The organism is Prevotella sp. FD3004 (assembly GCF_000746155.1).
GTDB lineage: Bacteria > Bacteroidota > Bacteroidia > Bacteroidales > Bacteroidaceae > Prevotella.
The window spans coordinates 146,516-161,975 of sequence record NZ_JQKR01000014.1; the positions used below are offsets into that span (position 1 = coordinate 146,516).

General features: G+C 42.0%; 10 protein-coding genes and 1 tRNA gene. 1 reads left to right on the plus strand and 10 read right to left on the minus strand.

Going from position 1 to position 15,460, the window contains the following annotated elements; all coding sequences use genetic code 11:
- Nucleotides 1-46: 46 nt before the first annotated feature.
- The 3 genes from T325_RS06240 to asnA all read right to left on the minus strand — a co-directional run bounded on the left by T325_RS06240 (nt 47) and on the right by asnA (nt 6,626).
- Nucleotides 47-2,188, minus strand: a complete 2,142-nt coding sequence (locus T325_RS06240) for a RagB/SusD family nutrient uptake outer membrane protein (protein WP_036911562.1) — start codon at nt 2,186-2,188, stop codon at nt 47-49.
- Nucleotides 2,189-2,231: 43 nt separating this feature from the next.
- Nucleotides 2,232-5,384, minus strand: a complete 3,153-nt coding sequence (locus T325_RS06245; RefSeq protein WP_036911460.1) for a SusC/RagA family TonB-linked outer membrane protein — start codon at nt 5,382-5,384, stop codon at nt 2,232-2,234.
- A 204-nt stretch (nt 5,385-5,588) separates the two neighbouring features.
- On the minus strand, nt 5,589-6,626 hold the full coding sequence (gene asnA, locus T325_RS06250) for an aspartate--ammonia ligase (RefSeq protein WP_036911461.1): 1,038 nt from the start codon (nt 6,624-6,626) through the stop codon (nt 5,589-5,591).
- A gap of 225 nt (nt 6,627-6,851) precedes the next feature.
- On the opposite strand from asnA, the gene T325_RS06255 reads away from it, so the two are divergent.
- Nucleotides 6,852-6,925 (plus strand) — tRNA-Arg (locus T325_RS06255).
- A 248-nt stretch (nt 6,926-7,173) separates the two neighbouring features.
- Here T325_RS06255 and T325_RS06260 read toward each other — a convergent pair.
- The 7 genes from T325_RS06260 to T325_RS06290 all read right to left on the minus strand — a co-directional run bounded on the left by T325_RS06260 (nt 7,174) and on the right by T325_RS06290 (nt 14,667).
- Nucleotides 7,174-8,097, minus strand: coding sequence for a DUF4268 domain-containing protein (locus T325_RS06260; RefSeq protein ID WP_036911462.1), 924 nt, complete (start codon nt 8,095-8,097; stop codon nt 7,174-7,176).
- A gap of 31 nt (nt 8,098-8,128) precedes the next feature.
- Nucleotides 8,129-9,337 (minus strand): SIR2 family protein, encoded by a 1,209-nt coding sequence (locus T325_RS06265; protein ID WP_036911464.1) that lies wholly within the window; start codon nt 9,335-9,337, stop codon nt 8,129-8,131.
- A 144-nt stretch (nt 9,338-9,481) separates the two neighbouring features.
- A complete protein-coding gene (locus tag T325_RS06270) occupies nt 9,482-10,558 on the minus strand; it encodes a hypothetical protein (RefSeq protein ID WP_156097651.1) in 1,077 nt (358 codons plus the stop codon).
- A gap of 34 nt (nt 10,559-10,592) precedes the next feature.
- Nucleotides 10,593-11,453, minus strand: coding sequence for a UPF0489 family protein (locus T325_RS06275; protein WP_036911468.1), 861 nt, complete (start codon nt 11,451-11,453; stop codon nt 10,593-10,595).
- 97 nt (nt 11,454-11,550) lie between these two features.
- Nucleotides 11,551-12,438, minus strand: coding sequence for a DUF1311 domain-containing protein (locus tag T325_RS06280; protein ID WP_036911470.1), 888 nt, complete (start codon nt 12,436-12,438; stop codon nt 11,551-11,553).
- Nucleotides 12,439-12,466: 28 nt separating this feature from the next.
- Nucleotides 12,467-13,282 carry a TIGR02391 family protein gene (locus tag T325_RS06285; protein WP_036911472.1) on the minus strand — a complete coding sequence of 272 codons (816 nt, stop codon included), beginning with the start codon at nt 13,280-13,282 and terminating at the stop codon, nt 12,467-12,469.
- 101 nt (nt 13,283-13,383) lie between these two features.
- Nucleotides 13,384-14,667, minus strand: a complete 1,284-nt coding sequence (locus tag T325_RS06290; protein ID WP_036911474.1) for a Fic family protein — start codon at nt 14,665-14,667, stop codon at nt 13,384-13,386.
- Between the last annotated feature and the right edge of the window lie 793 nt (nt 14,668-15,460).

Below are 15,460 nucleotides of genomic sequence, written 5' to 3' on the forward strand. Positions count from 1 at the left end.
AGGCGCAGGGCTTTGCTAATTAATTTCAATTATGTATGAATCTAAATCAATAGCCGGGATTCTGCCATGCCTTCTTGGCGGCATCGCTCAGGTTGGTACCATCCTCGTTCTGGAGGGTATCGATGAACTTCTGAGGAACAGGACGATACATGTGACGATCCTGAACATTGGGAGCAGCCTCGGGGTTGAAGGCCTTGGCACGCTTAACCAGCAAGCCTGTACGAGCCAGCTCATCCCAACGGTTCCACTCACCCAGGAGCTCACGAGTGCGCTCGTTGAACACGAAGTTCAGCATGCGGTCGTAGTCGCTGGTAGCACCAATCTCCTTCAGGATAGCCTCATCCTCAGCAGGAAGCTGCGTGTAGCTCTTGATCTGGAGGTCAGAAGCCTCAGTGGTCTCAGCAATACCTGTAGAGAGGTAATAAGAGTTCTTATGAGTCATTGAAGCATAGTAAGCCTCAGTGTTGGTAAGAACCTTACCTGTGAAGTCCTTGTTCTTCTTCACAGCCTGAGCAGCAGCGGTAGAGTTGTCCTTGTCGCCACCGTCAGACTTCAGGAATGCCATTGAGCCATCAGTGTAGTAAGAGCGATCCTCGCCATTCTTCCACTGACCACGGGCACGGAGGATATTGATGGTGTTGATGGCACCAGCATAGTCGCCCTGACGAACCTGGCACTCAGCCTTTACGAGATAAGTCTCACCCGAACGAGCCATGATAACGTCGCGGTGTGCGTCGCCCTTCTCACCAGTACGTGAGCCGTCAGCAGTCTTGTTGATACCGCAGAACACGTTAGAGGTAGCAGTGTTGCCGCTTACGCCATAGTTAAAGAGCACATACTTGCCGCCCATGAAGGTGGGGAATGCATTGGGCACCCACTTGCCAGTCAGAGGATTCACGAAGCTGTGTGGCACGCCACCACGTCCGAATGTGCCGTAAGGCTCACCGTCGAAGCGGTGATCGTCCTTCTTGTTGAGGATGAAGATGATACCCTCGTCACCGATACCAGGCATCTGTTCAGCCTTGATACCATTCTCAGCAACAACGGCCTCAGTGGTCTTGTTAGCATGGTTCAGACCATAAACGGTCTTGAAGGTCTTCCACATACGAGCATCGTTCACGTTGTCGAATACAGAATAAGCATACTCTGTAGGACGGCAGCGCTGGAAGTCCATACCACCGATATACTGACCACGCTGTACCCAACCTCCTGAGAAGTTAGAGAACTGAGGATCGAAGTAGTTATAGGTACGGTTTCCGAAACGTCCCTGAGTAGAGCTGTCCTCGTTGTGCTCAGCAGCCATCAGGATCTCAGAGAGTCCCTCGTTCTTACAGTCCACACCAGTCCACTTAGCATACAGATCCCAGTAGTCGGGAGCCAGAGGACATGCAGCGATCACCTCGTCGCAAAGAGCGATGGCACGAGTCAGGTCGGCATTCTTATCATACTTGCCAGCCCAAGAAGCGCAGCGCTCCGACTGACGATACAAGAGTGCCTTAGCCAGGAAGTGTGCAGCAGTATACTTAGTCCAAGTACCGTTTCCACGCCACTTATCCTTAGGCAGCATCTGATAAGCATTCTCGAGGTCTGAGATAATCTGCGCGAGCGTCTCGTCTTCAGTAGCACGATCATAGAATTTTCTTACGACGCCGTTGGCAGGCTCAGTCTGAAGCACAACGCCACCATACTGACAGAACAGACGGTAGTAGTTGTAGCCACGCAGGAAGTAAGCCTCACCAAGAGCCTTATTGCGGCTATCCTCGTTCTGCACGTTTACAGCCTTGTCGATAACGAGGTTGGCAGTAGAGATACCATAGTACATCTCATCCCAAAGGGCCGACACTGCAGGACAGTTCTTATTGGCAGCACCCAGAGCTGGTGTACAGTCGAGTGCGTTCAGACGGTTATCGTAAGTATTCCACGGCTCAGCGGTAAGGTCGGCACCATTGGTGAACTCATCACAACCATAAAGGGTGATACCGTAAGCCCACTCATAACCGAAGTGCCAGCGGATGTTTCCGTAGAGACCAGCAGCCATCTTCAAGGCGCCTGTCTCGTCTTCAAGCAGTGCATCAGTTACCTTATGACCCGCATCTTCCTTCAGGAAGTCGTCGCCACAGGAGGTTGTACCCATCAGGGCCAGCATCGAGAGAGCACCGCAAACTAATGTTTTATTGATATATCTCATAATATATTTTCTTTTTTCATTATTCATTATTCACTATTCACTCCTAGAATTCTACCTGCAGACCTACAGTGAAGCCACGGTTGAAGAAGGTGGCACCAGTGTCGAGGTCCATGAAGTCGACTGAAGAGTAGAGCATACCGAGGTTCTTACCCTGAACGTAGAGCTTAGCACCGTTGATACCGACGGTCTGGCACAGGCTCTTGTCGAAGTTGTAGCCCAGAGAGAGGTTGCGGATCTTGATGAACGAAGCATCCTTGAAACCAAGCAGACCAGAATAGGGGTCACCACCAGCCTGGCTGTAGACAGGCTTCTGCCATTCTGCGCCAGTGTTGTCTGGACGCCAGTAGCTGATTTCGCGCTGCTGGTACATACCGAGCTGACCCTCACCACCAGTGCTGATGGTATAGCCGAAGCGACCCTGCAGCTCGAGAGCGAGCTCAAGACCCTTCCAAGAGATGCTGTTGGTCCATCCTGCGGTGAAACGAGGATTCTTGTTACCAATAATCACACGGTCGTCAGCGTCGATCTTATAGTCGCCGTTCTGATCGACGGGCTTCACCATACCTGCAGAGAACTTAGCGCCGTTCTCGTTGAACTTAGCCATCTCAGCAGCGTCGCTCTCCTGCCAGAGGCCGTCAGCCTCGTAGCCGTAGTGAACAGCGATCGACTCACCGATGAACCATGCGTTGTTGATATCGTCTTCCTTACCGTTAGCCAGTTCAACGATCTCATCCTTCTGCCAAGCGAAGTTCAGGTTTGAGTTCCATACGAAGTCCTTTGTCATCACGGGGATAGCGTTGATAGTCACCTCGACACCCTTGTTCTTGGTCTGTCCGATGTTGGCCATCATTGAAGGATAACCAGAGAGTGAAGGCACGCTCATTGAGAGCAGCAGATCCTTGGTCTTAGAAGTATAGAGGTCGATGGTACCACCGATGCGGCCCTTCAGGAAGCTGAAGTCAACACCGAAGTTCCACTGAGTGGTCTTCTCCCAACCCAGCTTCTTGTTAGGCATAGCGTTAGAGCCGTTGGTATAGTAAGGCTCATTGGTTACGAAGATCTGAGAGTTACCAGTGCTGAACGGCATCCAGAACGAGCTGATCACACCGAGTGTTCCGTAAGGAGCAACAGCAGAGTTACCAGTCACACCGACACCAAGACGGAGCTTCAACTGGTCAAGCCATGTAACGTCCTTCAGCCAGCTTTCCTGTTCCATACGCCAACCCAGAGCCATTGATGGGAAGAAATCCCACTTGTTGCCCTCAGCGAGAACAGAAGAACCATCCCAACGTGCAGAAGCAGTGAGGAGGTAGCGATCCATGAACGAGTAGTTGATACGGGCCATATAAGAGCTCAGAGCATTCTCTGAGAGACCAGTACCCATAGAAGCCTGATACTGTGTATCTGTAATATCGATAGCACCCATGTTGTTCCAGAGGAATGAAGGGATAGTCACCTTCTGCTCGCTCATCGAGCTGCTCTCGTTGTTCACCTTAGAGGCACTCTGCAACAGTGTCAGTCCGAAGGTGTGCTCCTTGATACTCTTGTTGTAGAGCAGCATGTTGTCGAGTGTCCATGCGAAGTGGCGCTCGTCTGAACGGCTGGCTGAGTTGTTACCGCCAGCGCGGCTGATAGAGCTACTGTCGAGGAAGTTACCACGACGATAGTAACGGAAGTCGGGACCGAACTGAGTCTTCCACTGCAGACCCTGCAGAGGCTCGAAGATCTGTCCGAAGTCGATCTGAGCATAGAAGCTACCCAGAGCGCGGAAGGTCTCACGGTTATCCTTTGACTTCTTCCACTCATCGATTACAGAATAAGTATTGGTTGTAGAACCACCAGGCTGGGTGATAATCTCACCATTCTCATCATAAGGAAGTGTATAGCGCAGAATGCTCTTGGCAGCGCTGTAGAGTTCCTTGGCGCCAGTAGATGTGCCGTAAGGAACAGAGTAGCCATACTTCTGAACGCCATAAGAAGCGTTGAACGAGCCACCAACCTTGAACCACTTAGTACCATTGATGTCAGCAGAAGCAGAGAGGTTGTAGCGCTCGTAGCTCTGTCCCTTCTGGGTACCCTTGTTGTTCAGATAGCCGAAAGATACATAACCAGACATATTCTTAGAACCGCCGCGTGCGCTGAGTGTGTGCTCCTGAGTAACACCAGTCCGAGTCACGAAGTCTGTCCAGTCGGTATCAGTCACCTTAGAGCCGTCCCATGTACCGCTGGCCCAACCCTTCATCACGTTGTTCAGAGCGGTCTCATCGCCAGCAAAGAAAGCCTTATCCTGCTCCATTGTAGGCTGGTCGCCAGGAGTATACTTATCAGGAGCAGAGTTATAGTAAGCCCAACGACGCCATGTGATATAGTCGCTGGCACTCATAGCAGGGCTCTTGTCGACAATCTTCTCGAAAGTCATAGAGCCGTTATATGTAAGCTGAACCTTTCCTTCCTGACCACGCTTGGTAGTAATAAGTACAACACCGTTGGCACCACGGCTACCAAAGATAGCGGTAGAAGAGGCGTCCTTCAAGATGTCGATAGCCTCAATATCGCGAGGGTTGATAGACTCGATACCGCCAGCCTGAAGGGGCACACCGTCGACTACATAAAGAGGATCAGTACTTGCACCAAGATTTTTACCCATAGAACGCTGACCACGAATCATAATGCCACCCATTGTGCCAGGACGCTCGCTTGTAGTGATGTCCACACCAGCAGCCTTACCCTGCAAGGCCTCAAAAGCATTGCCAACAGGCTTTGTGCTCAGTTCCTTCTCACCAACGCGAGTCAGAGCACCCGTTACATCACTCTTGCGCTGTACACCATAACCTACCACAACCACCTCGTCGAGCAACTGCTTATCTTCCTCGAGCGTGATATTGAACTGGTTCTTACCAGCAGTGGCCACAGTCTGAGTGCGGTAACCTACGTATGAAATCACGAGGCTTGCATTGTCGGAAACATTCTGAAGGGCAAACTTACCATCGAAATCGGTAATAGTTCCTGTAGAGGTTCCCTTTACCATGACACTGGCGCCAATCACGGCCTCGCCAGCAGCATCAACTACAGTTCCCGACACTTGTTTCTGGGCCCAAGCACCACTGGTGCAGAGCGCCATCAGAGCCAAGAACATCAGTCGTCGGAGTACGTTCATACTCGACAACATACTGTCTGTAACTTGATCTTTTCTCATAAAGATTTAATTAGTTAGTAAAATGATTATTTGTTTATTGATTATAGTTTGTGGTGCAAAGTTAAGTTAAATAAGTGAAACATATACACCCAAAAATCAACTATTTTCTGAAAATATCAAAAATCTAAGACGAATATCAAAAATTAGGGGTCGACTCCTAAGAATCGGCCCCTGAATACCTTATTAATATATAAAATAGATGATTTAAATCAAGTTCATGCCCAGCGCCTTACACTGTTTTCTCATCTCGTCGGGCCAGATAGAAGCCTGAATCTCACCGATGTGTCCCTTGTGCAGAAGCACCATGCAGAGACGGCTCTGTCCGATACCGCCACCGATTGAGAGAGGCAGCTTGTCGTTCAGCAGCTGCTGGTGGAAGTAGAGCTGTTCCCTCTCCTCCTTGCCCTCCAGCTTCAGCTGGCGCAACAGGCTCTCCTTGTCGACACGGATACCCATCGACGACAGCTCGAACGAACGGCCCAGCACAGGATACCAGATCAGGATATCACCGTTCAGACCCTCACGCCCGTTCTCAGCCACCGTGCTCCAGTCGTCATAGTCAGGAGCACGTCCGTCGTGCTTCTCCCCATTCGACAGCTTACCACCGATACCAATCACGAATACGGCACCGTAAGCCTCACAGATAGCATCCTCGCGCTCCTTAGGCGTCTTGTCGGGATACATCTTCAGCAGCTCCTCAGCATGTATGAAGTGAATCTTCTCAGGCAGGAACGGCTTTATCTGCGGGTAAGTCTCACACGTCAGATACTCCGTGCGACGGATAGCGGCATAGATGCGCTCCACGATATTCTTCAGGAAAGCCAGCGAACGGTCCTCGCGGCGAATCACGGCCTCCCAGTCCCACTGGTCCACATACAGCGAGTGCAGGTTGTCCAGCTCCTCGTCCGCACGAATCGCGTTCATATCTGTATAGATGCCATAGCCAGGCTCTATCTTATACTCAGCCAGCGAGAGTCTCTTCCACTTAGCCAACGAGTGCACCACCTCAGCGCGGGCGTCGCCCAGGTCCTTGATGGGAAACGTCACAGCGCGCTCCACCCCGTTCAGGTCGTCGTTGATACCCAGCCCCTTCAACACGAAAAGCGGTGCTGTCACTCGGCGCAGACGCAACTCCGTAGAGAGGTTCTGCTGAAAGAACTCCTTAATCAGTTTGATACCCTGTTCCGTCTGCTTCATATCAAGCAGCGGCTCATACATCACGGGTTTAATTACTTGTCCCATTTCTTCGTTTATGATCTTACAATTTTCATTTGCCGCCGCAAAGGTACATATAAAATATCAAATTGCAAGCAAAAACTCGATAATTTTTGCAAATTAGACATAATTCGCATATTTTTACTATCATTTTGCACCGCGCCCATATTCCTTAAAAGATTATAATTCTCCACGCCCTATTCTGTTTTCTCATCTAAAAGCCTTACCTTTGCATTCGCATTTAAAATCACTGGTCCCGTAGCTTAGCTGAATAGAGCGTCAGATTCCGGTTCTGAAGGTCTTGGGTTTGAATCCCAACGGGATCACAAAGGAAAAAGGAGAATTAAATATGAAAGCCTGCTTTCAATATTTAAGGCTTCTTTTTTATTTGTAGGATGGCTGGCGCCAGCCTATAGGGATATGTAATCCCAACGGGATCACTTTACAAAATGCACCACATTTGTGCCACTGAGTTACAAATTACACTCCAATTATCACATACATCTGACAAATCTTATTCATATTATTATTGTTTAAATTTCCCATTTTGACTAATATGAGGAATTAAAGTTCTTTATTTCCCATATTTAGCGGCAATCTCCTTGTATATGATGGCTTTTTCCAAGAACCAATTATAGGCTTTAGGCCATGTTTCTCGTTTCTTTGGGTTTATATCTGTTGATATGCAGAAACGACAAGCTTTCCTTGCTTCACGCCATTCCACTTCACTATTTAGCATGGCAGCAATCTCATCCTTATGATTTTTGAATTGCGCAAACAACTCCTTATCGTCATCAATATAAATATCCACACCAATACATTGCTTTTGAGTATTAATGGTAAGACATACATGATAAGCAGAGCTGCCAATACTCAAATCGTACCAATGCTGTGGTGAAGCTTTACGTGTTCGGAAATTATGTGTAAACAACTCATTATTGCTCATTGCGTCGTTAAAGCCTGTCCAGAATTCGAGTTTCAGCAAATCAGTATCCGAAAGACCCTCTATCGTTTTCATTGTCTTAGTCCAATCATTTGGCTTTTCAACAATATTAAAACGTGGTGCTTTCAAAGAATCGCCAATCTGCCACAATTCAATTTCCAACAGGAAGAATCCTATGTTACTATCAGTATGCTGGTTTAGCCATTCTATAGCCTGGCGATGTTCGTCGCGTGCACGTTTAACCACCCAGATGATTACTTCTGCTCCTTTACCTGAAGCATAGGTAATCAATTTTCCAAGATGATCGTGGTTAGTATCTTCAAGCTGGTTCTCAATGATTACACGACGATTAGTGCCTATTTCTTTGGCAAAGATGTCCACACTGAAGCTACCAACAGAAGATTCTCGCTCTTCCAGTTCCAACTCAATATCAATAGCGTCACTAAGCAGCGCAAGGTTCTCTTCTTGTGCCAACCACTTTGTAAAATCACCAGCCTCATGATGCCATACAGACCTCAAATCGGTAATTCTTGTCATCTTGCCTAACTTATCCATAACATTCAATTTTATACAAATATATTCTATATCATCTTATTAAGCCATATATCATACGAGGTAAATCTTCATGTTTGTCATACCAGATACAATTCACTCCAAATCCACGCATAATTTTCTCCATAAAAGGCACATCGTTCTCACTTTTTCTGAGAAATGCATAATGAACACGCTCTATTTCGCCTCCATCATTTGAAATATCTATCAATCTTCTTAGATTTGGATCACGCATCGACAGTCCAATGAAAAAACAAACATTTCTACACAGAGCATGTAATTGTTCAACATTACCCCAATTATATGCCTCTTGATATACTTTATGGTATTCCTTTTCTCCAAGCACTATCGGCGACCATGGCCCCTGTTTTGGAATAAATCCATGCACATGATATATATGTATACCCATTCCATCATTTGGCCTTGATTTATCATATACAGGGTAACAGGGAGTATACCTTCTAACCTTTTGTTCTACCAGATCATCATAATTATATGATATGACACTATCTACATTTCCATTATGAACAAAATACGCTATCGAATCTATTAATTCTGATGAATGGATATCTGAATATAGAATCGCTCTCATGTCATTATAGAATTCATCTGGAATTTCATCCAGTTGTTTTTTATATCCATCTATTATGTACCTTCCTTTTGTAACACCATCCACATTCCCCTTGATTTTAGGCAATCCCTTTTTCACACAAAGTTTTTCCAAAAGAGAATCCCACGTAACAACACCTCCCGATGCACTTACACCTGCTCCTAAAAACAGACTTACCCTATTATGCTTTATTGCTTCTTTTGCTTTTTCAATAACTATTTCATCCTTGGAGCTATTGAATAAATCTATAGATTCTTGGGGTACAGTCTTTATATTAGTATGCAGAGCCAATTCTTGAATAAAATCTTCATATTGAACAAATTCAATATTTCTACCAACACCATGATAGTTCGCATTATACAACTTCTTTGGTATATCGTCATTAGAAATAACAACAACAATCAATTTCCCAATATTTGATTGTTCAAATGCATTTCTTAATTTATCAATACTATCATATATTAGTCTAAATTTTATTTCAACGTAAGTATTCTTGGGCCAGTCCAGCTTTTTTAAGCCATTAGGCAAGTAGAATTCAAACATTGTTCCAGCAATAATTGTTTCTCCCCTCTCCAAACAATGGAGAATGGCATCAAATATGCGTCGTTCTAATGTTGACAATTCATTATTCATAGTTCATAAAATTATAGTCCAATCTTTGCCAAAAGCAAAGACTGTAATTCCGTTATTTTGAGTTTTCTTTTAATCTTATTTTAAAGTCTGTACCAATGCCCATTTCTAAGCTATGTTCGTTGTAGTGTGACATATCAAAATGTATTATTTATGTAATGACCACATCTCTTTGTTTGTTTTAAGATATTGTTTTATATCTATGAGGCTTGGCTCTTCAAGCATCTCTTTATGAGGAAAATCTATGTTTAAATCTTTTCTCATTGCAGTCAATATATTATTGAGTAAAATTCCAAATTCGGAATGCAACATTTTGCTTTCTTCCTCATTTCCTTGTTCCAAGGATTGATGAAATAACAGAACTTTCTTTCTATAATCTTGCAAATAATCAACCAATTCCTCACTTCCAACGATATAGACTTTTGCTAAACGTTCATTTATGTATGTTTCCAATAAAGGATTTCCCTTCTGTGCATAAGGATTAGTCAGAAACAAATTATACAATTCTCCAATTAATGAGGTGTATAATTGATAACGTGCATGTAATCTCGGCTGCTTTATGAAAGAAGGTGTGGCCAATCCACTTGCTTTAATTATAAGGCCAATTGTCTTGACTATATATTTTGAGCAGTCAACCTTTGACATTAAGGAATGGATAGATTCTGGATGACGGTTTTGACCATTTGAATTCACTAATTTAGACCGACTAACCAACTCTGCATTCTTATGAGCAATACCATTTCTCAGGTTTGTCAAATCCAAAGCGAATTTAACATCGTCATCATTCCACAATTTCCATTCTTTAAAATAATATGCAATATCTTTCAACGTCTTCTTGTCGAAAGCATCTGAAATGATGGATTTTGCAATATCATTTATAGGCAGCATATCATTTAGTGCATTTAAACAATATCTTTCTAAAATTCCTTGTAATTCTAAAACAAGTGCAGAATTATTGCTCAGCAAATATAATGAATAGGCTGTATCAAAACTCATTGCAGAAAACGCATCATGCAGACCCCGACTAATTGATTGAGGTGGAAATGTCCGATCAACTTCTTTTGCCAATTTTGATATTTTATTCTCTTTACTTTTTAGGGAGTTTTCGATATCATTTACAATCGTGTGTAGCCTATCGCTAATATTCAAAGGCTTATTTGCCACCTTGTTTAGTAACAAGTGATCCGCTTCTTTCTTTTTGCTATTCGAATTCATTTTTGCCATACTATCCTTTTTTACTTTCACAAACATTTTCAACTTATTTAATTGGAAATGTACCTAAGCAGCCATTAAAGAAGTAATTATCTAAATATCCCAATATCTTATTAGATTCTCCTATGCCGCCACAGCATTTAGGCTCGCGGCATATTGTAATAAATGAAGAGCGGTCAATAAGTTGACGCATAAAATGAAAAGTTTTTTCATTTTTACAATATTTTTCCCAGAATATTACCTCAGGCCATGCATAAGCCTTGCCTTCACATTCTGTTGTAAAACAATCCAAATCAAAATCCAATACAAATGGATTATTAACTTCATTAGAGAATTGTTCGTAGTTTCTAGGTAACAATTGGTTGTATTCGAAAATGTTACGAATAGTTTCATAGTAGGGCTCTTTTAAGATACTATCACCTAAGCAACCTCTACAGCCTATGGAATAATCTATGTGAGGAATGTCAAATAGTTCATGACGAGTCCCATCAGAAGAATCAAAATGATTGTTCATATCACTCATATTTGAATTCTCGGTTTGTCCAATTACTACCGCATCGTTTATTAAATCAAGTTCCATACCTGCTAAAAGCCAATCATCGTCAGTGCCACTTAAATCAAACTCAACAAAAGACCAGAAATCACGACTATTCACATCTTCAATTCTGTTAGCTCCCCATTCCTTGAACAAATCTTCAACTTTAATCCGAGGATCGCATGCATCATCATGCTTATCAAAGAATAATAAATTGGGGGTTTTTGAGAACAAGCCCAATTTCTTTGATTCAAATAACACATTCAGAACACTCCTATGGTCATCATACAATATGATATTTTTGTTATGAAATGGAAATACTTCAATATTGGAACGAAGTATTAATCCTTGTATTGATTTAATATCTTGCATATTGCACTACAAAGTTACTTATTGCCCCATCTTCGCCCAAAGCAAAGACTGTAATATGGTTTGTTCACTATTTATTATATTGAAATATGACATACTCTTATCTCTTTAATTCATACTTATAATCTTCTTTCAACTCTTTTATTAGAGACTTCGTCGTTCTCTCCATATTCCTATAATAGTGAAGAGGTAAATAACCCTCCTTGTTATTAATTGAAGAATCACACAAAGCCCTTTCCTCTCTATATTCTTTCCACTTGTTAATATAACTAAAATCATTATAATGGAATGGACCTTTATCTTGCTTTACTTTAAGAACATCTATTAATTCTTCAAGCTCTTTATTTGCTTTTTCGTATTCCTTTTGGGCGATTTCGATTTCTTCAATACCGCTTATTTGGTCAGAATACAAAGCGTTTCTAATAATATCATCAGAATTATCAATAAACTCAATTGCATGAGATATTAGTTTTCTTGCACTATCTACATCAATAGTCTTTTTCATAGGTACTTCATGGCAATATATATGCCTAAGCCTAAAGATTTCTGAAATAGACTCAAGTATTACCTTCCCATCATCTTTCTTTTCTAATTCAGTTAAGAAATTAATGCCTAATAGCTTTGATATGGCATTATCTATGTCACCCAATTTACTACATGGAATTAAAAGCGATAAATAATCACTTAGCGAGATAGTATTTTCCTCAAAGGCTCCTATAATATCAAAGTTAAATTTGGTGTCCTTGAATAAATCTATATTCTTAAGGTTCTTTTTAACCTTAGGATTTTCCAAAATTTCCTGATACTCATCTCTAAATAATTGCTCAAAGCAAGCTACAATCTTAACAGGTACATACTCTATCAATTGAGGATTATCCATTTTATAGCATAATTCCTGCAAATCATAAAGCTCTATTTGGGCTCGGAAATTAGTCTTTCCTCGTTCAAGAGATTCTATCGTTTCTGATAACTGCAGCTGTTTCTTCATATTATTAATCTATGATAAATACTTGTTATTACCTTATTTTTTGCGCATTATCTAATCTTCTATAACAATAGGAAATAATACCTAATATCTCCAAGGCATCTTGTTCTGTAATCTCCCAATCAACTTTTGGCTCATGAGCTGTAGGATTTCTAAACATACTGCATAAGCCTTTAAGTAAATTGCAAAAGCCATTATGCTCGTTCTTTTCTGATGATGACTGATAATTGTTGATTATCAAGATGGGATTTGAACTAAATACTTGTTCTATAAGAGTATTGCCATCTGTTTGAAGCCCTGACAATTCACGTATCTTTTGAAATAGTCCTTTATTAGCTTCTAAAACCGCATGAAAATAATTGTTTTGAAGCAATTCTGCCTTACAGTATTTAAAGACCTCACTATGAGCATTTCTTTTTTCCAGTTCTTGCTTAAGATTATCCACCTTAATTTGAACATCAGAGATCGTGGAGGCAGGTTCAATTACTCTATACTGTCCATCCTCTTTTAATTCGTATCCGACAAAAGCCAATTGCTGATTAACGGCATTTCTTAACCTCTCAAATTCTTCAGGCTTATCTACATATCTTGAGGGAGCTAGTGCATGTCCTATAAAATTCAAAATATGGTTTGAGCATTTTAGCTTATTTTGATTATTAGCCAAAGAATTGAAAAGGTTCTTCCTTTTGGCAAGCATAGCTCCTTCTTGTGTTGAATCCTCAATTTTAGCCTGTAACAATAAGCGATGAATTTCACTTCCAGTTAATCCTTGATCAGTGTCACCAAGAATATTACTAATCATTTCCAAGACATTCGCTGGAAAACATTTTCTTAATATTTTTGCCATATCATCATATATTATTATTGTTCCATTTTCGCTAAAAGCAAATTCAAATCTTTGTTACGAATCACATCTCTGATATAGTCGCTCAAACGTTTGTATACCATTTATCCCTCCTGCATTTTAATATAGCCTCGTGTTACCTTGTTGATAGCAACCTCTGTCAGATAGCCTTGTTGCACCAAGTCGGTAAGGTCTTTTCTCGCAGTCATCGAAGATACAGAGAACTGTTCCTGAACGTCTCTCACCGTCAGGATGGCATCTGGCTCTTCTGTTAACCTTTGGAGGACCATGGCCTGCCTATAATTAATATTACCAGCCATCATAAATGTATTAGCTGCTTTCTTTTCCTGCTGCTTTCTTTGTATATATTCACGAAGCTGCTGGAAAGAGATCTCTAGCGCCTTTAAATTATAGGCAACGAAATAGCCCATATCGTTGCCGTCATTCTCGGTATAGCGGAATGCTTTCTCGTAACTGGCCTTCGACTTTGAGATAACTCTTGATATCGACATATATTCTGTCAGCTTGTAGTTCTCTTTAAGCATATACCAATAGAACAATGCACGGGCTGTTCTTCCATTACCATCTACAAAAGGATGCATGTATGCCACCATAAAATGAATGATGATGCCTTTAATGATAGGATGAATGAAAGTCCTTGGATTGCTATTGTTAAAGAAATCACATATCGTTTCTACAAAATCCGGAATGTCTTTGTATGTCGGAGGCGTATAGACGATATCGCCTTCTATCATGTCGGCCACCACTACTTTGTCGTTTGTTCTGAAGCGTCCTGCATCAGCGGGATCGTCGAGGGTGTTCTCTGTCATCAGCTTATGTACATATAGCAACGACTCCTCAGTCAATGGCTCGTCTTTATGTTCAACGATATACCGAATAGTACTATAATTGTTGACTATCATCTGTTGAGCCTTGTTTTGGGGAGACTTCTTCTTCCTCAGCATCTCTTTTGCCACCACGCGGGTTGTGGAGGCACCTTCCATCTTGCTGGAATAAATAGCTTCCTCCATCAGAGAACTGGACAGGTAGTATTTCTTTTCAGGACTCTGAGCATCGTTATCTGTTTCCCAGAAACTGCCAAACTTCATGTCGAACTCATGACACATACGCAGCATTTTACTGGTAATACACAGATTGATGTCGTATTTTTCCCACACTGTGATCATTCCTCTTAGCCGTGAAGCTTTCACATGAGCCCATAGCATTTGTGGGGTAAATCCTTCTGGCAAAGATTTATATTTCACCTTGTCCCAATACTCATAATTGGAATTGATTGCATCAACTAGTTGGGCAATTTCATCGTTGCTCTCTTTTAGCAGAGCATTGACGATTGTTTTCCTGTCAATTTTAGGTGGCAGCTCTATCATAAATCAAAGCATTAATTATTTGCCGCAAAGATACAAAATAGTTTTTAAATTCTAGCAAATTCTTGCAAGTTTTTGCAGAATTAGCAAGAATTTGCTAGTTTTCTCTTCATCAAATCTGCTTCCATATTTCAAGTTTAGCGTAATTTTTAGGTTTCATTTAACGGGTTTATGATTTGCCTACAAAGGTAAGCAAAAAAAACGATTCTGCCAAATAATTCCGCGATAAATATCAATGTTCACAGGAAAAGGGGCAACCTTATTATGGAAAAGGCAAAGAAGCGCACCGCGCACCGTGCTGCAAAGTTGCAAATGCTTTTTTCATTTTTTCATTCGAGGGGAGGGGGAATGATTGTTATATTATATATTATATTATATAATATTATAATATTATATAATATAATATATAATATATAGTTTTTCTTTCTTTTCCTCGCAGCATTTTATCGATTTTCGATTTTGCAGCACGGTGCTTTGCAACAATGCAGCGCTTACAGTAGTTTTTTCCTGATTTGGCTGACAGTTTTTGCTGCAGTGTTGCAGTGTTGCAGTTCGAATCATGGTGTGGAAAAGGTGAAAAAGTAAATCTATATATTTATATATATATAATATATATAATATATAGACCTTTTTTTAGGGATGCGCTAAGCTCTCAAACAACTGCAACACTGCAACAACTGCAGCAGATCGACGGGATCCTTGGTCAGGAGCTCCTACTCTGCTCGGAGGAAGGGCGGGGTTTCGATAAACGAAAGTAGCTCTTTGCCCGGAGGAAAATACGAAACGAAAAGATACG